Genomic DNA, 21,639 nt, shown 5'->3' on the forward strand with positions numbered 1-21,639 from the left:
TTGGATTTTTTTGACAATTATGTTGTCTGCTGGAAAAGGTCAATCACCGACCGTGTCGCCGAGATAGTGACGGATTGATTCAGAAGCCTGATTGCCCAGAATCTGCTCCGGCGGTCCGCTCTGGATGATCTTTCCGTCTTCGATATAGGCGATCTGGTCCGCAATTATGGCAGCGTCTTCCGGCGCGTGGCTTGCCATAATAACCGTCAGGCCACGATCCCGGCGAAGCTGGTCCACCAGGGTCAGCATCTTTTTGCGGCGACCGGGGTCCAGCGCACTGAAAGGTTCGTCCAGCAGCAGCAGCGGTTTGTTGCGCGCAAGAGAACGCGCGAGCGCGACACGCTGTCGCTGTCCGCCTGACAATTGCGCGGGCAGTCGTGCCCCCAGACCGTTCAACCCGACATGATCAAGGGTTTCCTCTACCTGACGCTCCTGCGCTTTGCTCAGCTTCAATCCCGGATGAAGTCCAAGACCGGCATTCTGGGCGGCGGTCAGATGGGGGAACAGGTTGTGTTCCTGAAACAGCATGGTGACCGGCCTGTCCTGTGGCGGCAGGTCGCGCAGGGAAAGTCCATCGAAGATGATGTCTCCGCCGACCGGCTGCTCGAACCCCGCGATGAGGTTCAACAGGGTCGACTTGCCGCCGCCGCTGGGCCCGATCAGGGCGGTGCAACTACCAGAGGCAACCGTCAGGTCATAGACCATTGGGCTTGAATGATAGTCGAAGCGAAGATGCCGGACCTCAAGCATTACGGCCTCCTATCAAACGTTCGAGGGCTTGGAACAAAACAAAGATCAGGGCAATCAACGCAAGGGCCGCAACAGCGGCCTGATCCATACGGTAACTGCCCATATTGCGATAGATGTAGAGGGGAAGTGTGGCGAAATCCTGGCTGCCGAACAGGGCGATGACGCCAAAATCGCCAAGCGATAGCGTGACGGCAAGTGCGAGAGCCAGCGCAACAGGCTTGCGCAAGTCCGGCCATTCCACCAGATGCAGGCGCAGCCAGCCGGTCATGCCGAGGCTGCGGCAGAGGCGCTCTTGTTCCTGACCCAGGCGATGATAGGTCGGTCCGATGACCCGGATCACAAAGGGTAACGCCATCAGGGCGTTGATCAGGACGACCAGCACCGGGCCGATGGAGAACAGGTCCGTGTGGCTGCGTAAGGCGACAAACAGGCCGGTGGCAAGGACGTAAGGCGGTACGACGAGGATCAGCGCACCTGAATGTTCCAGAAGACCACCGAGGTTCCGATGTTTGAGGCGAAGTCCAAGATGGCGGCTGGTGACCAGAATTGCAAAACCCGTGGCAAGCGCCAAAAGCCCTGCAGGCAGTGCAACCGCGAGGCTGGTGAGCACCGCAACATGAAAGGACGGATCAACGAGAACCGCAGAAAGTTTGCTGTTCAGGCCACCCAGAATGATGGCAATCCCCGGCGGCAGGACCAGCACAAGCGACACGGCGATCATGGTCCCGTCGAAAAGGCGGCTGTGGAGGCTGCCGCTTGCGGGCGGTTGAGACCGGGTGGCGTGGGTAAGTTCCGTATCGGTCCGCTTCCCCACGCGCAGCATAAGAGCCGCTGTGCCGCCGCAGATTACGATCTGGATGAAGGCGAGGGCCACGGCGCGGGCGATGTCGAAGTCGAAACGCAGGGACTGGTAAATGGCGACTTCCAGCGTCGTGGCTTTCGGGCCGCCGCCCAAAGTCAGGATGACGGCAAAACTGGTGAAGCACAGCATCAGCACCAGTCCGGCCAACCCGGGCAGGCTGTTACGCAGGGCCGGCCATTCAATCAGGCGGAAGGCTTGCCATTCGCTCATGCCGAGCTGCCGGGCGAGCCGCCAGCTTTCCGCTGGAATGGCATTGAAGGCATTCAATAGGCCTCTGACCATTAACGGCATGTTGAAGAAGACATGCGCGATCAGGATGCCGGTCAGGCCATAAAGGTAGTGCCCCGAATCGACCCCGATCATGTCCAACAGCCTGTGAACCCAGCCGCTTTTCCCATGAACCTGGATGATGCCGAGGATCGCAGCAATGGTCGGGACAACGAGGCAGAGCCCGAACAGGCGGAGGAGAAAGGCCCTTCCCACGAAACGGCGGCGATAGAACGCGCGCGCCACAGGAATTGCAAAAAGCGCGCTGAGCAGGGTCGACAGCAGGGCCTGGAACAGCGTGAAAAGCGTGACGCGGTGGATGTAGCGGTCCTGGAGGAGCAGGGATGCACCATCGCCCTGTGCAGTGATAATCAATGCGGTCAGGGCGCCGCCGACGACGGTCGCCAGCAGCAAAAACGCAACGGCGCCGGGAAGCATTGGCCCCCCGGCGCGTAGCACCGATGATTTTCGCTGTGGTTTCACCGGTTACTTACTGGCTGAGCGCGGTCAGCCATTCCTGCGTCCAGTCGCGCCGGTTGTCGGCAACTGTTTTCGAGTCAATCAGCAGGCTCTTGCTCGGCTGAACCAGCGTATCGAAACTGGCGGGCAAACCGTCTTTCAGGGCTGTCACCGGATACATCCAGTTCCCCATCGGGATCGTATCCTGGAAGCCGTCCTGCATGATGAAATTCAGGAATTTCGTCGCCAGTTCCGGGTTGCTGCTGTTCTTCAGTTTTGCCGCAACCTCCACCTGCATGTAATGCCCTTCGTCGAAGGCCGCCGCCTTGTAACGGTCCTCCTTGTCGGCTTCGATATGATAGGCAGGGGAGGTGGTATAGCTCAGAACCATCTTCGCTTCGCCCTCCAAGAACATGCCATAGGCCTCGGTCCAGCCCTTGGTGGTGGTCACGATCTTCGGCGCAAGCTTGGCCCAGGCCTCTTCCGCCTTGTCGCCGTAAACCTCCTTGACCCAAAGCAGCAGGCCCAGGCCCGGCGTGGAGGTGCGCGGGTCTTCGACCACGATGGTCAGGTCGTCCGGAGCATCGACCAGTTCCTTCAGGCTTTTGGGTGGATTCGCCAGGCTCTTGCTGTCGTAGACAAAGGAGAAATAGCCATAGTCGAAGGGAACGAAGCTGTCGTCTTTCCAGTCGATCGGCAGGGTAAGAGCCGACAGGTCTGCGCCATGTTTGGCGAACAGGCCGGTGTCCTTGGCCTGTTGTAACAGGTTCATGTCCAGGCCCAGCGCCACATCGGCCTTGCTGCTGTCACCTTCCAACTGCAGACGGCTCAGCAGGCTGGCGGAACCGTCGACAGCCACCCATTGCAAGTCGCAATTGCATTCCGCTTCGAAGGCTTTTTCAATTGCCGGGCCGGGGCCCCAATCGGCGGTGAAGGAATCATACGTGTAAACCGTCAGCACATTGTCGGCGGCCTGCGCGGTGGCGCTGGCGGCGACAAGTCCAATGATGGCTGCGGTGGATTTCAGGAAAGTTTTCATGGCCTCGCTCCATTCAACGAAAGGGGCGGGGGCGATTTCGGACGGCCTTGGTAAAAATTACTGGAAGGTCGGCTCCTCAATCCCTCCGCCGGCATTACCCGGGTCAGGTTCGACGGGTTGGTTTTTCCTCTCAGCCACGGTCATGTGGCACCCCGTTGAGTTCATGCGCAGGATAGGCGTCTAACCGGCTTTTTGCAAGGGATCGAAGGCCTCGTCAAAGGTCCGCATCAGAGCCACATCCAGGTCTTCCATGGTGACCGGCAGGCCCAGATCGACCAGGGAGGTGACACCTAGCGCCTCATCGCCGATCCCGCAGGGAACGATGCCGCCGAAATGGCTGAGGTCCGGCTCTACATTGATGGCGATGCCGTGAAAGGTAACCCATTTGCGCAGACGCACGCCGATGGCTGCGATCTTGTCTTCCCGTTCGCCGCCACGCGGCACCCATATGCCGACCCGGCCCTCACGCTTTTCACCGGTCACATTGAATTCCTGCAGGGCGCGAATCACCCAGTCTTCAAGGGCATTCACATACCAGCGCACATCCGGATTACGCCGTTTCAGGTCCAGCATCACATAGGCGATTCGTTGTCCCGGCCCGTGATAGGTATATTGCCCGCCGCGCCCCACGTCATAGACGGGAAAGCGGTCCGGCTGCAGCAGGTCTTCGCGCCGTGCGCTGGTGCCGGCGGTGTAAAGCGGGGGATGTTCCAACAGCCACACACATTCGCATGCCGTGCCTGCGCGAATGTCTGCAACCCGTTGCTCCATAAAGGCGATGGCCTCCTCATAATCGACAAGGCCGTCCGAGATTTTCCACTCGATTTCAGAATTTGTCATCATCATGGGCGATATATGCAACAGTTATGCTTGATCCGCCAGCCCCGTTCTGTTACATGACGATCCGCCCGGAGGAATTCGGGTCTACCAGCTACAGAATATGCGGTCGTGGCGGAATTGGTAGACGCGCAGCGTTGAGGTCGCTGTGGTAGAAATACCGTGGAAGTTCGAGTCTTCTCGACCGCACCATAAAACCCCGTTTCAGGTCAGCCCTGAGCGGGGTTTTCTTTTTTGTTTCGTCATACTGATCCAGCTTCTCCTCAATGTACCAGGCCGTCCTGCATTATGGAGCCAATTGATCCGATAGAAACTGTATGCTGGGTTCGCCTAAGGTTGCAGTGTTCCAAACTTCCCAAGTCTAAAGGGTGGATGACATCGAGTATTCGAAAACAGATAGCGTCTTGAAAGTAGATTACGAACGGTGCTGAAAAAAGTTAAGCTTGGTTGCGGCTCTGTACGTTTCACGGGTGAGGAAGCGAATTACTGTGTGTGCTTATTGGTGAATGTGTAGAAAAAAAATGTGGAGAATTTCTCTATGAAAGATGGGAGTAATACGGATCGAAAAATCACCAAGTTTGATTTGGACAAGTTCCTTCGAAAACAGTGGGCCGATAGGGGGTATGAACTAGGCCGTAAACTCATAAACAGGATTCCCCTTTCGGTCTTGATGTGATTCATGTCTCTTGTTGCCGAACGAGGGAGTTTTCATGAGCCGCCGCCGCTACGAACTGACAGATTTCGAATGGTCGATTATCGCACCTTTGCTGCCGAACAAGCCGCGCGGGGTACCACGTGTCGATGACCGGCGGGTGCTGAACGGCATTCTGTGGCGGTTCCGGGCAGGCACGCCTTGGGCGGAGATACCGGAGCGTTACGGCCCCCATACGACCTGCTACAATCGCTTCGTCCGCTGGCGCAAGGCCGGGGTATGGGATCGGCTTTTGGAGGCAATCTCAGCGGCTTACGACAGCGACATCGTCATGATCGACAGTAGTTGCGTCCGGGTCCATCAGCATGGTGCGACCGGTAAAAAGGGGGATCTGACGATGGCTGCATGGGCCGTTCCCGGGGTGGACTGACGACCAAGATCCATGCCCTTGTCGACGCTGAAGGTCGGCCGGTGAAACTGGCCCTCACGCCGGGGCAAGCTCATGACGGCCGATCAGCGGAGGGCCTGCTCAAAGACTTGAAGGAGGGGGCCATCCTGCTGGCCGACCGGGCCTATGACAGTGACGCCATCCGCGCCCTTGCCGACGCGCGCAAGGCCTGGGCCAATATTCCGCCAAAACGGAACCGCAAAAAGACCTTCGCCTTCTCAAGCTGGGTCTATCGCCAGCGCAACCTCGTCGAGCGCTTCTTCAACAAGCTCAAGCAATTCCGGGGCATCGCCACGCGATACGACCGTAACCCAGAGAATTTCCTGGCTGCCGTCAAGCTCGCTTCATGCCGCATCTGGATCAGAAGTTATGAGTCTGCGGCCTAGCTGGAAATGACCGGGTTGGACTACCAATTACCGAAGTAGTAGAGCAGAATATCAATATAAATAATAATGATTCGTCCCATTTTCTTGATTTTTGGGTAGCCACACTAGATGAATTCATTAGTTGGCTTGTTAGTTTGACTGCAGTTACACAAAGTTCACTTTCAGATACACACAAACGTGCTTCCGATTTTCAAGTGTCTACCATTCTAATATTAACAAAAATTGTCGCAGACTCCTTTGCTTTAAGAGGGCTTATTTTGTCGGGTTTCGACGTTCAGGCAAAGATTCTTTTGAGGTCTACTGCCGAATACATGGAGGCTTTGGTAGCAATAATAGATAACCCCGATTTAGCTTCTGAATTTGCCATCTTAGAAGAGCCAGGAAAGTCTGGGAAGTTTTGGAAAAAACATTTGGCTAGGGGGAAAGTGCGTTACAAAATTAGAAAAAATTGGGATGAATTTTTTGTAGGTGAGGAACAGGCAACGGTTCAGTGGTTTGCAAATTGGGGGCACCGGTCAATGGCCTTACTTGCCGGACTTAGTCACCCAACTATGGCTGGTGGTTTTTTTACTGCAATTCCACTAAAATCTAAGTATAGCGAAAAAGAATGGCCGAGCATGTTTGGTGAACGTTCTGATGCGTCGGTCAGTACGATTTCGATTTATATGTCGTTTATATTTCCCATTTTGTTAGTGTGTCGTGGTTTCCCATTTGATATTGCGTGGCCACACGTTCATCAAAAGATAAAGTATGATGCAAATGACGAACTTCATCGTCATGTTCATATCGGCAGGGATGTTTTATCGAGTCTTGTTTTATCTTTGGTGAAAGAAACCAACCTAAAGTATGTTTATCCTGAACCCGACTTGAGTATTTTCCCTGACTATTCGAGCTTTCTTTAATTACGAAATATTTCAGGATGCTTCGTTGCTATCATTTTATATCGACTAAGTGTTTGTTGTTATGAAGATTGTAAACTCATTACTAGTGGTCTGAGGCCACGTGAATGAGAGCTTCGTGAAGTAAGTGAAATGTTTGTGCGCAGCGTTGAGGTCGCTGTGGTAGAAATACCGTGGAAGTTCGAGTCTTCTCGACCGCACCATAAAACCCCGTTTCAGGTCAGCCCTGAGCGGGGTTTTCCTTTGCGCGTGCATCAAGAGGATTGAACCAGAGGTGGCGCGCGGCCAGTGGCGTCTGGCTGGGTAAATCCGGGTTTTTGAGATAAAACACGCGGCGCTTGGCCAGATTCAGTTTTTTGATCTGCTGTCCGAAGTAACGGTAGAGCAGGCGTTCCAGGTCACCACGCTCGGCCAGGATACTAAGCCCCTGATAGAGCCTTTTTGCCAGATTCGGCTGTTTCTTCGAGACGAAGAAATAGACCGGGAAGGGGTAGTGGAGAAGTAATGTCTTTTCCGCGCTCAGCGACGGATATTGATCCCGGTGGGTTTCCAGTTCGGTAAGGATTTCATTGACGCCTCGCGGGAAATAGTCGAATCGACCGGCACTCAGCATGCCGAACAGACTGTCGTAATTAGCCCCCTTCACAACGGAGAGGCCGTTCTTTTGAAGAATCGGGATATCGACCCAACCGGCCCCCTGTCCGGCACGTAACGCCGCCAGGTCCTGCAGGGAAAGGATTTTGTTGAAGCGCGCCTGATCTTCGGCGCGGATAAGGGCGACACGGTACCCCAAAAGCCCCATGAATATGGGGATGCGAACAGGAATGGTGCTGACCTCCAGATCGGCGTTGGTCGGTGACCGAACGACATTGATCAGGCGGCCCCGTCCGATTTCCACCCTGGTGCGTTTATGGGACATGGCGGAGGACGCATAGCTGATATGATAGGGACCGTATTGCTGCTCCGTTTCGCGGAGCGCCATGTCCAGCAACTCCCGGTCATAGACATATCGAAGATCGGTTTCCGATTTTGGTTTCGGCAGTTTTACGGCCATATCCGCGTCTGCGGTGCTGCTGATGCAAAGGATGGCGGCGACGACTGGTATCGCAAAAAAACTTCTGGAGCGTGAAATTAAACGAAAGTGCCAGTTTGATTTTCCCTGCAAGGCGAAATCCACCGATTTTTGTCGACCATACTAATTCTGCCGGATCATAGTCGGCGACAGAGGAAAATATATAGTTAACTTTTCGATCTTTATCACAGGCTTTCTCTTTTTGGGAAAATGCTTATTGTAGCGGTCGATGTGCGACAGAAACCGTCGCGCGGCGGTAACTTCCTTACCGCATGGGTCAGCGGACAAAAATAAGAGGGGTCTATGGCGGACGATCTTCAAAAAGAGGCGCTTTACTATCACCGTATGCATCCCGCCGGGAAGCTGAGCGTTCAGGCGACAAAGCCGCTGGCGAACCAGCGTGACCTGAGCCTGGCCTATTCCCCGGGCGTTGCCGCCGCATGCAACCTGATCGTCGACGACCCGCAGGAAGCCGCCTCCGTGACCGCGCGTGGGAACCTGATTGGCGTGATTTCCAACGGCACGGCTGTTCTGGGGCTGGGGCCGATCGGGCCGCTGGCATCCAAGCCTGTCATGGAAGGCAAGGCCGTCCTGTTCAAGAAATTCGCCGGGATTGATGTCTTTGACATTGAAGTCGACGAGACCGATGTCGACAAATTCTGCAATGTTGTAGAGGCCCTCGAGCCCACCTTTGGTGGCATCAACCTGGAAGATATCAAAGCACCTGAATGTTTCGAGATCGAAAAACGGTTGCGGGAGAGGATGAATATTCCCGTCTTCCATGACGACCAGCATGGCACTGCAATTATTGTCGCGGCGGCCATCTACAACGGTCTGGAAATCGTTGCCAAGAAATTCGAAGACGTGAAAATCGTCTGTTCCGGCGCGGGCGCCGCCGCGCTGGCCTGTCTGAATATGCTGGTCAGCATGGGCGCACGCCGTGAGAATATCACCGTCTGCGATATCGACGGCGTGGTCTATAAGGGCCGCGAACAGATGGACCCCTATAAGGAGTTCTACGCGCAGGATACCGATGCCAGGACGTTGGCCGATGTGATTGCCGGGGCGGATGTCTTCATGGGCCTTTCCGCGCCGAAAGTTCTGAAACCGGAAATGGTTGAGGGCATGGCGGAAAACCCGCTGATCCTGGCGCTGGCCAACCCGACCCCGGAAATCCTGCCGGAAGAGGCGCTGGCGGTTCGCCCGGACGTGATCATGGCGACAGGCCGGTCGGACTATCCCAACCAGGTGAATAACGTCCTGTGCTTCCCCTTTATTTTCCGTGGTGCGCTGGATGTCGGGGCGACGGAAATCAACGAGGCGATGAAGGTCGCCTGTGTGAAGGCGATTGCGGCCCTGGCGCGCAAGGAAGTATCCGATGTTGTGGCCAATGCCTATGGTGAAGTGCGCGGCTTTGGCCGTGACAACCTGATTCCCAAACCGTTTGATCCGCGCCTGATCCTGGAAGTGGCACCCGCCGTAGCGAAGGCCGCGATGGATAGTGGTGTTGCGACCCGCCCGATCGAGGATTTCGACAAATATCGCCAGCAGTTGACTGGTTTTGTCTATCGCTCCGGTACGGTGATGAAGCCGATTTTCGACAAGGCCATCGAAAACCCGAAACGCGTTGTCTATGCCGAAGGCGAGGAAGAACGTGTCCTGCGCGCCGTGCAGGTTGTTGTGGACGACGGCATTGCCCGCCCCATCCTGATCGGTCGCCGTGCGGTGGTTCTGGACCGTATCGAGAAGTTGGGGCTGCGTCTCAAGATCGATCGCGACTTCGAACTTTGTGATCCGGAAAACGACCCTCGCTTCCGTGAATACTGGACGATCTATCACGAGATGATGGGCCGTAGCGGCGTTTCCATCGAGTATGCGAAAGTAGTTGTTCGTACGCGTACGACGGTAATTGGTGCGATCATGTTGAGCCGTGGTGAGGCAGATGCCCTCATCTGCGGAACGACCGGCCTGTTCTCGAAACATCTGCGCCATGTGAAAGAGATCATCGGAACCCGCGATGGCGTTCGCGATATGTCGACGATCAATATGCTGGTTCTCAGCAAAGGCGTTGTTTTCATGACCGATACTCATGTCTCAAAAGATCCCACATCCGAGGAACTTGCAGAGATGGCGGTGCTTGCCGCCGACGAGGTTCAGCGGTTCGGCATCAAGCCGAAAGTGGCGCTTCTGTCCCATTCGAACTTCGGCTCTTCCACCCATGAAAGCGCCATCAAGGTTCGCAAGGCAGTCGAGATTCTGCAGCGCGAGTATCCGGACATGGAGGTGGACGGCGAAATGCACGCCGACACGGCCTTGAATGCGGAACTGCGCGATACGTTGCTACCGGGTGCAAGGCTGGAAGGGGACGCCAATCTCATGGTCATGCCCAGCCTGGATGCCGCAAATATTTCATATAATATGGTTAAGATGCTGGGTGATGGCCTGTCGGTCGGTCCGATCCTCGTTGGGTCGGCGCTGCCGGCACATGTACTGACGCCCTCCTTGACCGCACGTGGTATCGTCAATATGACGGCGATTGCAGTGGTCGATGCGCAGACGCATGAACGTAATGCCAAAGTAAAAGGTATGAAGTAATGAACCAGGGGGGCGACAGTTGTGGCGGAACCGGAAAAAATCCCCCAGGAAGAGGTCGAATCTGACGCCTTTGAGGAACTCTATGGCGTAACGGAAGACCTTGTCGACCGCGTTGTTGACGCGCTCGACCAAGAGGCTGCGCCTGAGCAGATAAAGGCTATCCTCGAACCGCTTCACTCGGCGGATATCGCGGATTTGCTCGAACAGCTAAGCGCGGGAAACCGTGAACGTCTGATTGCGGTGCTGGGCGATGACCTCGATTCAGAGGTCTGGGCCTATCTCGACTATTCCATTCGTGAAGATATCGTCGATGATCTGGAAACCGAGCAGCTTGCGGAAATCGTAACCGGGCTGGCGTCGGACGATGCAATCGACATCATCGAGGACCTGGATGAGGCGGACCAGAAAGAGCTTCTGGATGCCATCCCGGCTGACGACCGTGCGATCTATGAGAAAAGCCTTTCCTATCCGGAGGAGAGTGCCGGGCGTCTCATGCAGCGCGAGGTGGTCACGGTCCCCAATTTCTGGACCGTCGGCCAGACCATCGACTACATGCGTGATGAGCGTATCGAACTGCCGGATGATTTCTATAACCTCGTGATCGTGGACCCCTCTCACAAGCCGGTCGGTTTGGTGAAATTGTCCAAACTGTTGCGGACGGGCCGTGACGCCGCCGTCAGCAATATCATGGCAGAGGATATGAAGATCATTCCCGCGACCATGGACCAGGAGGATGCGGCCTTTCTGTTCCGCCAGTATGGACTAGTGGAGGCACCGGTTGTTGACGAGGAAGAGGGTGGTCGACTGGTCGGGGTTATCACGGTTGATGATATCGTCGACGTTCTTGACGAGGAATATGAGGAAGACATCCTCAAGATGGGTGGTGTGAAGGAGGATGACTTTTATTCAGACATCCTTGAAACCACCCGTATGCGCTTTTCCTGGCTTCTGGTGAACCTTGGCACCGCGATTATTGCGAGCCTGGTCATCGCGCTTTTTGCCGCGACCCTGGAAAAGGTTGTTGCGCTGGCGATTTTGATGCCGATTGTGGCGTCCATGGGGGGGAATGCGGGTACGCAGACGCTCACCGTTGCCGTGCGCGCGCTGGCGACCAATGAACTTACCCCGTCGAACGCCCTTCGTATTGTTGGCAAGGAAATCATCGTCGGTGGTTTGAATGGCTTCCTGTTTGCAATTCTGATGGGCTTGATCGCCTGGGGGTGGTTCTCCGACCCGGCCCTGGGGGCGGTTATCGCGTCTGCCATGATCATCAACTTATTGGTGGCGGGGCTTGCGGGAACGCTCATTCCGCTCGGTCTGGAAAAACTGGGGCAAGACCCGGCAATTTCCTCCAGTGTGTTTCTGACAACGATTACCGACGTGATCGGCTTCTTTGCTTTTCTTGGCCTTGCCGCATGGGTTCTGCTGTAAGGCTGTAACTGGCAAGCGGCTTGCATAGGTTTCTTCTGGAAAGGACGATGCCTATGGAACGAAGCAATGTCGATGTCATGCGCTCTGCCACGCAGTTGGAAGTGATGCGTCGTAAACTGGCTGTGGAGCCGGAGCGTGCCGACCTGGTGCGTGCCCGGGGACGGGACAGTTTCTATGATGCCTTCTGGGGGCGTTATGGCTTGCCGGGCAATACCTTAAGCCAGCCGGTTTCGGCGATTGACGGCGTGGAGGACGGCTTCGACCTGACCAACATGTCTGCGGCCGATGTGATTGCCCTGGCGCAGGACCTTGTGAATTCAGGCAAGCTGGAAGGGCAGGGAGGAGCCCTTCTGGGGTTTGACTTCGACCGGTTGAGTTTTGCCGGTGACATGGCATTTCTTTCCTCGCCTCTTGCCCTTTTACAGGGTGGGCTGTCACAAGGAACGGCCACGTCCCGGACTTACAACTGGTTGAATGAATATCAGAGCCAGCTTTTACACTTGCAGGAAAACAATGCATCCTCTGCGGCGATTGACGGTACCCGCAATGTGCTGGACCAGCTCAATCTCTTGCAGACGGAGCAAAATATGTATTGGGCCATGGGGCTTTATTCCGATGGCAGCAAAAGGGACAGTACCGGGTTTTTGTCCGGTGGGCTGGTGGCCCCGACGAATCTGGTCGCCTTGCTGGGTGAGCAATAGGGGCCGCTAGGCCTTGCGTTTGTTTGCCAGATATAGACCCGCGGCAATCAGGCCGAGGGCGGCAAAGACACTTGCTGAATAATTCTCTCCAAAGACTGCCCAGCCGATCATAAGGCCCGTGGCAACGATGACGTAACCGATCTGGCTGAGATAAACCGGCCCGCCGACCTTTTGCAGCATGAAGAACAGGACATACATCACCGTCGTCACTGCCATCTGCGCCAGGAGCGCATAGGAGGCGATGTCGCTATCGGCAAAGGGCAGATAAACCTGTCCGGCAAAAAACATCGGAAGGATGAGCAGGGAGGCTGCGCCGAGTTGCACCATCGCCGCCAGCTCACCGGGGCGGCCGCCCTGCGGCCAGGCGGTTGTCCGATAGATATTGCCCCATGCAAGCGATACCGGGATCAGCATTGCCAGAGCCATCCATAGATTGACGCTGCCGCCGTCCGGGGGGAATACGATGATGAGGGCACCTGCCAGTCCGATCATGATGCCTGCAAAGCGCCGGAAGGAGGGCCGGTCCAGTCCCATCGGCAGGGATAACAGATAGGTCAGCAGTGGTGGAAAGGCATAGACGACCGACGTCATGCCCGATCCTATATGGCTGATGACAAGGGCGACAAGTGCGGTGGGCAATGCCACGCTGACTGACCCGGCCAGCAGGCCGTAACGGATTTTCGTGCCAAGATTGGAAGGGGCTTTGCGAAGGGCGATCAGGAGCAGGGCAAGGCCCGCCCCGCAGGACGTCCAGAAGGCGTTGGCCAGGGGAGGGACGCCGTTGCTGATCGCAAGCTTGCTGAGCGAGATGATCGCCGCATTCAGCGATCCGACGGCCAACAGAAGCAGCGGTGGCAGAAGCTTGTGCGGAAGCTCTGCCGACATGGCTTCCGTATCTTTCCCGGACCGGCTGTTGATGGACACACTCTATTCCCCCTACTCAAAAAATTCACATAGAGCTTATGCTCAATCAAAAGGCAGATAAACTAAAGTCTTTAGAATATATCTTGTGCCGGGCCAGTATGATGGCACTGTTCGGATAATGAAATTGGCCCTTTCACTGGGGCGGTATTCATGTATGGTTTTGCAAGGAAATTTGTGACGAGGGGACCATGTCATATCAGCCTTATGAACCGCTGAACTGCCTGAAGCCAATCACCGACAATATCTGGCTCGTCGACGGGCCGATTGTCGAAATGAGCTATATGAAGGTTCTTTCCATCCCTTTTCCGACCCGGATGACAATTATCCGCCTGTCAGACGGGCGATTGGTTGTGCATTCGCCGACTTTGCTGACAGCGGATTTAAAGGCCAGCGTTGATGCATTGGGCAAGGTCGCCTTTCTGTTGTCGCCGAACCGTATCCACTATGTTTATCTGAATTCCTGGAAAGAGGCTTATCCGGAGGCGCAGGTCTGGGCGGCACCGGACGTTCGGGAGAATGTTCCCGACGTGGCAATTGACCATGTTTTTGGTGAGGATGGCGCGCCGGACTGGGGTGATGAAATGCGTTATGTGCTGGTTCCCGGCTCATACATGACGGAACTGGAGATATTTCATAACCCCAGCCGTACCCTTGTGCTGACCGACCTGATCGAAAACTTTGAAGAGGACCGTGAAGGCGGCACCTTGATGAAGATTGCGATGAAATGCGGCGGTGTTGTTGACCCGAATGGATCTACGCCGCGTGATCTGCGGCAAACCTTTAGCTATAAGCATAAAAGGACGACGAAGCAGGCCGTTGAGAAAATGATCGCCTGGGGGCCGGAACGTGTGATTATCGCGCATGGCCGCTGGTATGAAAAAGATGGAACCCGGGAACTGAAACGCGCCTTTGGCTGGCTGTTGAAATAGCCCGGGCATCTGTCGTGCAAAAATACTTTACGTTTACGTAAAGGTAAATTAAGCTGCTTTCCATTGAATAAGAACAGTGGAGAGCAGCGTGGAATTTTCCATCCGCGATTTGGCAACGGAATTCGGCGTTACAACCCGGACCATTCGCTTTTACGAGGATCAGGGGTTGATTACGCCGCTGCGGCGTGGCCAGCAACGCATTTTCTCCACGCGCGACCGGACGCGGCTGAAGCTTATTCTGCGCGGTAAACGGCTTGGGTTCTCGCTGGCCGAAATACGCGAAATCATCGACATGTATGATGCCGAACGCGGCGAATTGGGTCAGTTGAACCACTTCCTTGCCAAAATCAAGGAACGCCGTGACGACCTGGAACTGAAGCGCCGCGATATCGAGGATACGATCGATGAACTGGACGAGGTCAGGGACAAGGTCCGGGAACGCCTGCGCCAAATTGACGAAGGGGCAGAGGATGGAGGCCCGCTATGCGAGAGGTCCTGACCTTCAAAGGAACCGTCTATCCGTGGCATTGCGACCACATGGGGCACATGAATGTGATGTGGTATACGGGCCGCTTTGATGAGGCGACCTGGGCTTTCCTCGGGCTTTTCGGCCTGAAACGCGATTTCTTTGAACATAACAATATTGGCATGGCGGCCCTGGAGCAGACGGTGAACTATCTGCGTGAGCTGCACGCCGGCGATCAGATCGAGGTCTATTCCCATCTGGTGGAAGTTCGGCCAAAGGTCATGCGTTTCGCACATCGCATGGTTCATGTGGATTCGGGTGAAACCTGCGCGAAAATCATTAATACGGCGGCTTGCCTGGATACCGGCTTGCGCAAGGCGCGGGAGTTCCCTGCCGAGGTCCATCAAAAGCTTGAAGTGGCTTTGTCGGAAGGTGCAGAGGTATGAGTGACTTCCAGGTCCGCAATCCGAATTACATCGAGCGAGTCCGGGAAAGCTTCGCCCGTCAGAGTTTCATGACGACGATCGGGGCGGAACTGTTGGACGTCTTGCCGGGCGGCGTTGATATTCGCCTGCCTTATCACGATGGGCTTTGCCAGCAGCACGGTTATTTCCACGGTGGCGTCATCGGAACCCTGGCCGATAATGCAGGGGGCTATGCGGCTTTTTCCCTGATGGCGCCGGAAGATACGCTTCTTACAGTCGAATATAAGATGAATATTGTCGCTCCGGGAGACGGAGATGCCCTGATTACCCGAGGCCGCGTATTGCGCCCGGGCCGTACACTGACAGTATGCCGGGCTGAGGTTTTTGCCGTGAAAGAAGGGCGGGAAAAGCTCTGCGCCACGGCGCTTTGTACCCTGATGACGCTGGAGGGGCAGGAAGATACGCCGGACCGCCACCAGCCGAAGACCGGATAACAGAATAATCAACGATGATGCCACGGGAGTGAGACAATGATCCCCAATGAATATCCGACCCTGAATTTCGACCTGGGTGAAACCGCCGATATGATCCGCGATACGGTGCGTAGTTTTGCGGCTGATGAAATTGCGCCGCGTGCTGCCGATATCGACCGGGACAATGACTTCCCGGCGGACCTCTGGAAGAAAATGGGTGACCTGGGGCTGCTGGGGATTACGGCAGAAGAAGAACTGGGCGGTTCCGGTCTTGGCTATCTGGAACATATCATTGCGATGGAGGAAATTTCCCGCGCATCTGCCAGCGTCGGGCTGAGCTATGGCGCGCATTCCAACCTCTGCGTGAACCAGATTCGCCGCAATGGCTCTGAAGAGCAGAAGGCGAAATATTTGCCAAAGCTTATTTCCGGGGATCATGTGGGCGCGCTTGCGATGAGTGAACCCAACGCCGGTTCCGATGTGGTTTCCATGAAACTGCGTGCCGAGAAAAAGGGCGACCGCTATGTCCTGAATGGGTCCAAGATGTGGATCACCAACGGCCCGGATGCGGATACTCTGGTGGTTTATGCCAAGACTGACCCGGAAGCGGGAAAGCGGGGCATTACCGCCTTCATTATTGAAAAAGGTTTCAAGGGCTTTTCCGTCGCCCAGAAGCTGGACAAGCTGGGCATGCGCGGGTCCAACACCGGTGAACTGGTCTTTGAAGACTGTGAGGTGCCTGAGGAAAATATTCTGGGCGGAATTGGCCGGGGCGTGAATGTGCTGATGTCCGGTCTGGATTATGAACGTGCGGTTCTCTCCGGCGGTCCGACCGGTATCATGCAGGCCTGCATGGATGTGGTAATCCCCTACATTCACGAGCGGAAACAGTTCGGAAAGAGTATCGGCGAATTCCAGCTTATGCAGGGTAAGATTGCCGATATGTATACCACCATGAATGCAGCAAAATGCTATGTCTATGCCGTTGGCAAGTCCTGTGACCGCGGTGAGACTACCCGTAAGGATGCCGCCGGCGCCATTCTCTATTCCGCAGAAAAGGCGACCTGGATGGCCTTGGAGGCAATCCAGGTGCTGGGCGGTAACGGCTACATCAATGAATATGCGACAGGCCGCCTGTTGCGTGATGCGAAGTTGTATGAGATCGGCGCGGGCACGTCGGAAATCCGCCGCATGCTGATCGGCCGTGAAATCTTTGAAGAAACAAAATAAGCCTTCCTGCGGGAAAAACTGACCGGGTTTGAAAAATCGGGTAACATGACCCGGTCAGTGACCTGCAGAAGTTGGGAGGCATGAATGAAGCAGGAAGAAAAGGCCTGGGAAAAGCTGGAGCGTCGTAAGACCGTAGACCGCCGCAAAATGCAGCGCAGCTTCGGTGGTGTCGACCGGCGTAGCGGCATCGATCGCCGCGAAGACCCGGAGGCCTGGAAGGCTTACTGGGATGCGCAAAAACAGAAAGTCGGCGCAAGCTAACAAACGGCCTTTTGTGTTCGAACAGGGATCACTATGCCAACAATTCTGATAACCGGGGCCAATCGTGGCATCGGGCATGCTTTGACCAAAGCCTATCTGGCGGAAGGGTGGCAGGTGCTGGCCGCTTGCCGTCAACCGGAAACCATCGATCTCGACGGGGTGGAAGCCTTCGCGCTGGACTTGGCCGATATTTCCTCTGTGGAGAAACTGAAGCATGAGATCGGTGATCGTCCGATCGATGTGCTTTGGAACAACGCCGGTGTCTATCTGGATAAAAATAAGGCATTAGGCAATTTCCCCTGGTCCGATTGGGAGCGCAGTTTCGAAATAAACACGATCGCTCCGATCCGGTTGGCGCATGCCCTCCGTGATAATGTGGCTGCATCGAAACGCAAGGTCATGGCGTTTACAACGTCACGACTGGGGTCAATCGAACTGTCCACCGGTGGCGCTTACGCCTATCGCAGTTCCAAGGCCGCGTTGAATATGGCGGTCAAAGGTCTGTCCATCGAACTGGCACCACTCGCCGTTTCCTGTGTGCTGCTGCATCCGGGCTGGGTAAGGACGGATATGGGCGGCGAAGGCGGGGACATCGACGTGGAGACCAGTGCGACATCAATGAAGGCGGTCGTCGACGGTGCCTCTCCTGTGACGCAGGATGCCTATAATGGCCATTTCTTCAATTATGACGGCACAGAAATTCCCTGGTAACGGAGACAACGATCAATGATCCTCACTGACGAACAATGCATGATCCGCGATATGGGCCGACAATTTGCGCAGGAACAGTTGGCGCCCAACGCCGCCGGATGGGATGAACGGTCGGAATTCCCAAGGGAAGCTCTGAAAGCCATGGGGGAACTGGGCATGATGGGTATGCTGGTTCCTGCCGACTATGACGGTGCTGGCGTGGACTATGTGTCCTACGCGTTGTGCCTGCAGGAAATTGCCTCCGGCGATGGCTCCTGTTCGACCATTATGAGCGTCCATAATTCGGTTGGCTGCATGCCGATCCTGAGGTTTGGCACCGAAGAGCAGAAGGAAAAATACCTTAAGCCCATGGCGCGTGGCGAAATGCTTGGGGCCTTCTGCCTGACGGAACCGCATGCGGGTTCCGATGCCTCGGCCATTAAAACCAAAGCCCGCCTGTCTGGGAACCATTGGGTTCTGAATGGCACAAAGCAGTTCATTACCAGTGGCCAAAATGCCGATGTGGCCATTGTTTTTGCCGTCACCGATCCGGAAAAGGGCAAGAAGGGGCTCAGCGCTTTTATCGTGCCTACCGATAGCAAGGGCTATCGTGTTGCCAGCGTTGAGAACAAGCTGGGCCAGAAGGCTTCCGATACCTGTCAGATTCAGTTCGAGGGTGTGGAACTGACCCCGGATATGATGCTGGGCCAGGAAGGCGAGGGGTATAAAATCGCCCTATCTGGCCTGGAAGGCGGCCGCATAGGGATTGCGGCTCAGGCGGTCGGCATGGCGCGCGCGGCGCTGGAGCATGCTGTTGCTTATGCGAAGGAGCGCCAAAGCATGGGCAAGGCGATTATCAATCATCAGGCCGTGGGTTTCCGCTTGGCCGACATGGCAACACAGGTAGAGGCGGCAAACCAATTGGTCCTGCATGCCGCCAGCCTGCGTGACGCGGGCGTGCCCTGTATCAAGGAAGCCTCCATGGCCAAACTGTTTGCCACGGAAATGGCGGAAAAGGTCGTTTCCGATGCAATACAGGTGCATGGCGGATATGGCTATACCAAGGACTTCCCGGTGGAGCGTATCTATCGCGATGTCCGCGTCTGCAAGATCTATGAAGGAACCAGCGATATCCAGCGTCTGGTCATCGCACGCAATCTTGCTCAGTAATCGGGAATTATAGAGGGGCGGGCCATGGCTAAAACGATTGAATTCTTCTACGAATTTTCTTCTCCTTACGGCTATCTTGCAGCCAATCTGATTGATGCCATTGCGGAAAAGCACGGCTGCGAAGTCAATTGGAGGCCCTTTCTTCTGGGGGCGGTGTTCAAGAGCGAAGGCACGCAGCCATTGCTCGACTATCCGATGAAGGGGGACTATTCCAAACGGGATATGGAACGGTCCGCGCGGTTGTATGGTTTGCCGATGAATTGGCCGCCGCGTTTCCCCATGCTGACCGTCAATGCAGCGCGTGTGGTTTATTGGGCCGGCGATCTGAATGTCGCCTGGCGTCGCAGGTTGTCCCGGGCTCTGTATCATGCCGCTTATGGCGACGGCCGGGACATCGGAAAGGTCGAAGAGGTTCTGGCTGTCTGCGAGGCAGAAGGCCTTGATCCACAGGAAGTCCAGCAGGCACTGGGGGACCAGCGGGTAAAAGATCGGTTGCGTGATGAAACGCAGGCGGCTATTGACCTTAAGGTTTTCGGTTCGCCATTTATGATTGTCGATGGGGAACCATTCTGGGGTGTCGACCGCCTGGACCAACTGGACCGGTGGTTGGAAACGGGTGGATGGTGACCTTGTCTCGTTCTGTCGGACTCACGTAGTTTATGGGCGGCATAACAGGTTTTATTGACAGCCGCCGTTCCCAGTCGGGGGAGGACCTGGAACGGCAGGTCCGCTTGATGGCGGGGCGGTTGCTGCACCGTGGACCGGATGACGGCGGGTCCTTCGTTGATGAGAAGCAGGGGCTGGCGCTTGGCTTTCGCCGGTTGGCGATTCAGGACCTGACGGCAGACGGCGCGCAGCCGATGGCAAGCCATAATGGGCGCTATGTCATCACCTTCAATGGTGAAATCTATAATTTCCAGGAGTTGACAGCGCGGTTGGAACGGGAAGGCCGTGCGCCGAACTGGCGCGGCCATTCCGATACCGAGGTCATGCTGGCCTGTATCTCTGCTTATGGGGTGGAACAGGCGCTTGACCTTTTCGACGGTATGTTCGCATTGGCTCTCTATGACCGGAAAGAGAATACGCTGACCCTGGCGAGGGACCGCCTGGGGGAAAAGCCGCTTTATTATGGCTGGATGGGGCCGTGTTTCCTGTTTGCGTCGGAATTGAAAGCACTGGCTGCCAATGACGCCTGGGCGCCGGAACTGGATCGCGATGCTGCCGCCGCCTTCATCCGCTATTCCTATGTACCTGCACCGCGCAGCATTATCCGGGGGATTGGAAAACTGCTACCCGGTCATATGATCACCTTGGGTCTGGATGGCTTGTCTCCGGGAAGCCTGCCGTCACCGAAGGCCTTCTGGGATGCGACTGCCATCGTGCAAAACCAGTCACCGTTTGACGGCGGGCCCGAGCAGGCGACTGACGAATTGGAAAAGATTCTGGAGCGGTCGATCGCCCGGCGTATGGTGGCCGATGTGCCGCTTGGGGCCTTCCTTTCGGGGGGAATTGATTCGTCTCTGGTCGTTGCGCTGATGCAGAAACAGTCAGCCCGGCCAATCAATACCTATACGATCGGTTTTAACGACAAGCGCTTTGACGAAGCGCCCCATGCCAAGGCCGTGGCGCAGCATCTGGGAACGGACCATACCGAGCTTTATGTCGATACAAACGCGTCATTGGGGCTGGTGGAACAGCTGCCGGAATTCTATGACGAGCCCTTCGCCGACGTCAGTGCCTTGCCAACCCTGTTGCTCTCCAGGATGACGCGGGACAATGTGACGACGGCGCTGGCAGGTGATGGCGGTGACGAGTTGTTTTGCGGTTATCCTCGCTACCACGGGACGGCCAGAAAACGGCGAAAGAAAAGGGGCGTGCCGCTGCCGCCGCAGATTCTGGACAATCTGCCTTTCGGATTCCTCAACGCCATTCCCGGCCATAAGAAACCGAGCCGCCTGGGTGACAAGCTCGCCAAGAAGGTCGCGGATAGTTGTGCTTCCTCGCTTGAGGCGCTCTATGAGAATGGCATGACCCGCTGGCGGGTGGTGGACCGGCCCTGTCCGGTCTCGCGGGTGGGGTATTTTGGCGATCCCAGCGCCTGGCCCGCACTGGATGATCCTTTGGCACGTTTGATGTTTGCCGATGCGAGGACCTATTTGCCGGACCAGTTGTTGGTGAAGGTGGATCGCGCCTCGATGGCGGTATCACTGGAGGTGCGCGCGCCAATGCTCGCCCGGGAGGTGGTTGAATTTGCCTGGGCGCTTCCCAGTCAGATCAAGCACCGTGACGGGCTGTCCAAATGGCCGTTGCGGCAGGTTCTCTACAAACATGTGCCCAGGGAGATCATCGATCGTCCGAAGCAGGGGTTCGAGCCGCCGCTTGCAGACTGGTTGTGCGGCCCCATGCGGGACTGGGCGCAAACCTTGTTGTCTTCCGACAGTATCCAGCAGGGAGGATTGTTAGACCCCGAGCCGGTTCGCGCGGTCTGGGAAGAGCACTTAAAGGGACAGCGGAACTGGCATTTTGAATTGTGGAATGTGCTAATGCTGCAAAGCTGGCGTCGGCACTGGAACGTCTGAGGGCAAGGCGGAAAGGCATTTCAGGGCAAACAGGATGCGGTGACAATTTTCACCGCATTTTTTGTGACTTAAAGATTTACCTTTACGTAAACGT

General features: G+C 55.9%; 21 protein-coding genes, 1 tRNA gene and 1 riboswitch. Of the genes, 16 read left to right on the plus strand and 6 right to left on the minus strand.

All coding sequences use genetic code 11. The features are described 5' to 3' along the window. Positions 1 to 39: 39 nt before the first annotated feature. The 4 genes from thiQ to lipB form a co-directional block, all read right to left on the minus strand. On the minus strand, positions 40 to 750 hold the full coding sequence (gene thiQ / locus IF205_RS10395) for a thiamine ABC transporter ATP-binding protein (RefSeq protein WP_259783220.1): 711 nt from the start codon (positions 748 to 750) through the stop codon (positions 40 to 42). Further along, on the minus strand, positions 743 to 2,317 hold the full coding sequence (gene thiP, locus IF205_RS10400; RefSeq protein ID WP_259783221.1) for a thiamine/thiamine pyrophosphate ABC transporter permease: 1,575 nt from the start codon (positions 2,315 to 2,317) through the stop codon (positions 743 to 745). Before thiP ends, thiQ begins: the two co-directional genes overlap by 8 nt. Positions 2,318 to 2,369: 52 nt before the next feature. After that, a complete protein-coding gene (gene thiB / locus IF205_RS10405; protein ID WP_259779309.1) occupies positions 2,370 to 3,377 on the minus strand; it encodes a thiamine ABC transporter substrate binding subunit in 1,008 nt (335 codons plus the stop codon). Between the two features lie 63 nt (positions 3,378 to 3,440). Beyond that, positions 3,441 to 3,542: riboswitch (TPP riboswitch) on the minus strand. Between the two features lie 15 nt (positions 3,543 to 3,557). Further along, entirely contained in the window at positions 3,558 to 4,217 is a 660-nt protein-coding gene (gene lipB, locus IF205_RS10410; protein ID WP_259783263.1) for a lipoyl(octanoyl) transferase LipB, read from the minus strand. Positions 4,218 to 4,319: 102 nt separating this feature from the next. On the opposite strand from lipB, the gene IF205_RS10415 reads away from it, so the two are divergent. The 3 genes from IF205_RS10415 to IF205_RS10425 all read left to right on the plus strand — a co-directional run bounded on the left by IF205_RS10415 (position 4,320) and on the right by IF205_RS10425 (position 6,602). Continuing rightward, positions 4,320 to 4,406 (plus strand) — tRNA-Leu (locus tag IF205_RS10415). Positions 4,407 to 4,924: 518 nt separating this feature from the next. Further along, positions 4,925 to 5,700, plus strand: a protein-coding gene (locus IF205_RS10420) for an IS5 family transposase (RefSeq protein ID WP_259779310.1) whose coding sequence is annotated in 2 segments (ribosomal slippage) — positions 4,925 to 5,257 and positions 5,260 to 5,700 — 774 coding nt in all. Because the reading frame shifts where the segments join, the coding sequence is not laid out codon by codon here. Positions 5,701 to 5,834: 134 nt separating this feature from the next. Further along, the gene (locus tag IF205_RS10425) at positions 5,835 to 6,602 is read left to right on the plus strand and encodes a hypothetical protein (RefSeq protein ID WP_259779311.1); all 768 of its coding nucleotides are present in this window, start codon (positions 5,835 to 5,837) and stop codon (positions 6,600 to 6,602) included. A 217-nt stretch (positions 6,603 to 6,819) separates the two neighbouring features. On the opposite strand, the gene IF205_RS10430 is transcribed toward IF205_RS10425, so the two are convergent. Beyond that, positions 6,820 to 7,653 carry a transporter substrate-binding domain-containing protein gene (locus IF205_RS10430; RefSeq protein WP_259779312.1) on the minus strand — a complete coding sequence of 278 codons (834 nt, stop codon included), beginning with the start codon at positions 7,651 to 7,653 and terminating at the stop codon, positions 6,820 to 6,822. A 321-nt stretch (positions 7,654 to 7,974) separates the two neighbouring features. On the opposite strand from IF205_RS10430, the gene IF205_RS10435 reads away from it, so the two are divergent. From IF205_RS10435 to IF205_RS10445, 3 genes are read left to right on the plus strand one after another with little or no spacing between them, the layout of a single operon-like run. Then, positions 7,975 to 10,266, plus strand: coding sequence for an NADP-dependent malic enzyme (locus tag IF205_RS10435; RefSeq protein ID WP_259779313.1), 2,292 nt, complete (start codon positions 7,975 to 7,977; stop codon positions 10,264 to 10,266). 21 nt (positions 10,267 to 10,287) lie between these two features. Further along, on the plus strand, positions 10,288 to 11,697 hold the full coding sequence (mgtE, locus tag IF205_RS10440) for a magnesium transporter (RefSeq protein WP_259779314.1): 1,410 nt from the start codon (positions 10,288 to 10,290) through the stop codon (positions 11,695 to 11,697). 53 nt (positions 11,698 to 11,750) lie between these two features. Beyond that, positions 11,751 to 12,398 (plus strand): hypothetical protein, encoded by a 648-nt coding sequence (locus IF205_RS10445; RefSeq protein WP_259779315.1) that lies wholly within the window; start codon positions 11,751 to 11,753, stop codon positions 12,396 to 12,398. A gap of 6 nt (positions 12,399 to 12,404) precedes the next feature. Here the strand turns inward: IF205_RS10445 and IF205_RS10450 are convergent, their stop codons facing one another. Then, the gene (locus IF205_RS10450; RefSeq protein WP_259779316.1) at positions 12,405 to 13,322 is read right to left on the minus strand and encodes a DMT family transporter; all 918 of its coding nucleotides are present in this window, start codon (positions 13,320 to 13,322) and stop codon (positions 12,405 to 12,407) included. A gap of 188 nt (positions 13,323 to 13,510) precedes the next feature. Here IF205_RS10450 and IF205_RS10455 point away from each other — a divergent pair, with 188 nt between their 5' ends. The 10 genes from IF205_RS10455 to asnB all read left to right on the plus strand — a co-directional run bounded on the left by IF205_RS10455 (position 13,511) and on the right by asnB (position 21,545). Next, positions 13,511 to 14,251 (plus strand): DUF4336 domain-containing protein, encoded by a 741-nt coding sequence (locus IF205_RS10455; RefSeq protein WP_259779317.1) that lies wholly within the window; start codon positions 13,511 to 13,513, stop codon positions 14,249 to 14,251. A gap of 88 nt (positions 14,252 to 14,339) precedes the next feature. Then, a complete protein-coding gene (locus IF205_RS10460) occupies positions 14,340 to 14,750 on the plus strand; it encodes a MerR family transcriptional regulator (RefSeq protein WP_311195684.1) in 411 nt (136 codons plus the stop codon). After that, a complete protein-coding gene (locus IF205_RS10465; protein ID WP_259779319.1) occupies positions 14,735 to 15,163 on the plus strand; it encodes an acyl-CoA thioesterase in 429 nt (142 codons plus the stop codon). Before IF205_RS10460 ends, IF205_RS10465 begins: the two co-directional genes overlap by 16 nt. After that, positions 15,160 to 15,636 (plus strand): PaaI family thioesterase, encoded by a 477-nt coding sequence (locus IF205_RS10470; RefSeq protein ID WP_259779320.1) that lies wholly within the window; start codon positions 15,160 to 15,162, stop codon positions 15,634 to 15,636. The genes IF205_RS10465 and IF205_RS10470 overlap by 4 nt, the downstream gene beginning before the upstream one ends. A 36-nt stretch (positions 15,637 to 15,672) precedes the next feature. Next, positions 15,673 to 16,845: an isovaleryl-CoA dehydrogenase gene (locus tag IF205_RS10475; RefSeq protein ID WP_259779321.1), complete on the plus strand. Its 1,173-nt coding sequence runs from the start codon at positions 15,673 to 15,675 to the stop codon at positions 16,843 to 16,845. Between the two features lie 84 nt (positions 16,846 to 16,929). Continuing rightward, the gene (locus IF205_RS10480) at positions 16,930 to 17,106 is read left to right on the plus strand and encodes a hypothetical protein (RefSeq protein ID WP_259779322.1); all 177 of its coding nucleotides are present in this window, start codon (positions 16,930 to 16,932) and stop codon (positions 17,104 to 17,106) included. Between the two features lie 33 nt (positions 17,107 to 17,139). Beyond that, entirely contained in the window at positions 17,140 to 17,817 is a 678-nt protein-coding gene (locus tag IF205_RS10485; protein ID WP_259779323.1) for an SDR family oxidoreductase, read from the plus strand. Between the two features lie 15 nt (positions 17,818 to 17,832). Then, positions 17,833 to 18,966 (plus strand): acyl-CoA dehydrogenase family protein, encoded by a 1,134-nt coding sequence (locus tag IF205_RS10490; protein ID WP_259779324.1) that lies wholly within the window; start codon positions 17,833 to 17,835, stop codon positions 18,964 to 18,966. 24 nt (positions 18,967 to 18,990) lie between these two features. Continuing rightward, the gene (locus IF205_RS10495; protein ID WP_259779325.1) at positions 18,991 to 19,593 is read left to right on the plus strand and encodes a 2-hydroxychromene-2-carboxylate isomerase; all 603 of its coding nucleotides are present in this window, start codon (positions 18,991 to 18,993) and stop codon (positions 19,591 to 19,593) included. A 32-nt stretch (positions 19,594 to 19,625) separates the two neighbouring features. Next, positions 19,626 to 21,545: an asparagine synthase (glutamine-hydrolyzing) gene (asnB, locus tag IF205_RS10500; protein ID WP_259779326.1), complete on the plus strand. Its 1,920-nt coding sequence runs from the start codon at positions 19,626 to 19,628 to the stop codon at positions 21,543 to 21,545. Positions 21,546 to 21,639: the final 94 nt, after the last annotated feature.

Origin of the sequence: Aestuariispira ectoiniformans, assembly GCF_025136295.1 — a bacterium.
GTDB lineage: Bacteria > Pseudomonadota > Alphaproteobacteria > UBA8366 > Aestuariispiraceae > Aestuariispira_A > Aestuariispira_A ectoiniformans.

Bases quoted from the DNA above. Each gene is read 5' to 3' on its own strand.
- IF205_RS10480 (WP_259779322.1), top strand. From the start codon at position 16,930: ATGAAGCAGGAAGAAAAGGCCTGGGAAAAGCTGGAGCGTCGTAAGACC.
- thiB (WP_259779309.1), bottom strand. From the start codon at position 3,377: ATGAAAACTTTCCTGAAATCCACCGCAGCCATCATTGGACTTGTCGCC.
- thiQ (WP_259783220.1), bottom strand. From the start codon at position 750: ATGCTTGAGGTCCGGCATCTTCGCTTCGACTATCATTCAAGCCCAATG.
- lipB (WP_259783263.1), bottom strand. From the start codon at position 4,217: ATGACAAATTCTGAAATCGAGTGGAAAATCTCGGACGGCCTTGTCGAT.
- IF205_RS10490 (WP_259779324.1), top strand. From the start codon at position 17,833: ATGATCCTCACTGACGAACAATGCATGATCCGCGATATGGGCCGACAA.
- IF205_RS10495 (WP_259779325.1), top strand. From the start codon at position 18,991: ATGGCTAAAACGATTGAATTCTTCTACGAATTTTCTTCTCCTTACGGC.
- IF205_RS10485 (WP_259779323.1), top strand. From the start codon at position 17,140: ATGCCAACAATTCTGATAACCGGGGCCAATCGTGGCATCGGGCATGCT.
- IF205_RS10465 (WP_259779319.1), top strand. From the start codon at position 14,735: ATGCGAGAGGTCCTGACCTTCAAAGGAACCGTCTATCCGTGGCATTGC.
- IF205_RS10470 (WP_259779320.1), top strand. From the start codon at position 15,160: ATGAGTGACTTCCAGGTCCGCAATCCGAATTACATCGAGCGAGTCCGG.
- IF205_RS10475 (WP_259779321.1), top strand. From the start codon at position 15,673: ATGATCCCCAATGAATATCCGACCCTGAATTTCGACCTGGGTGAAACC.
- asnB (WP_259779326.1), top strand. From the start codon at position 19,626: ATGGGCGGCATAACAGGTTTTATTGACAGCCGCCGTTCCCAGTCGGGG.
- IF205_RS10445 (WP_259779315.1), top strand. From the start codon at position 11,751: ATGGAACGAAGCAATGTCGATGTCATGCGCTCTGCCACGCAGTTGGAA.
- IF205_RS10430 (WP_259779312.1), bottom strand. From the start codon at position 7,653: ATGGCCGTAAAACTGCCGAAACCAAAATCGGAAACCGATCTTCGATAT.
- thiP (WP_259783221.1), bottom strand. From the start codon at position 2,317: ATGCTTCCCGGCGCCGTTGCGTTTTTGCTGCTGGCGACCGTCGTCGGC.
- IF205_RS10435 (WP_259779313.1), top strand. From the start codon at position 7,975: ATGGCGGACGATCTTCAAAAAGAGGCGCTTTACTATCACCGTATGCAT.
- IF205_RS10455 (WP_259779317.1), top strand. From the start codon at position 13,511: ATGTCATATCAGCCTTATGAACCGCTGAACTGCCTGAAGCCAATCACC.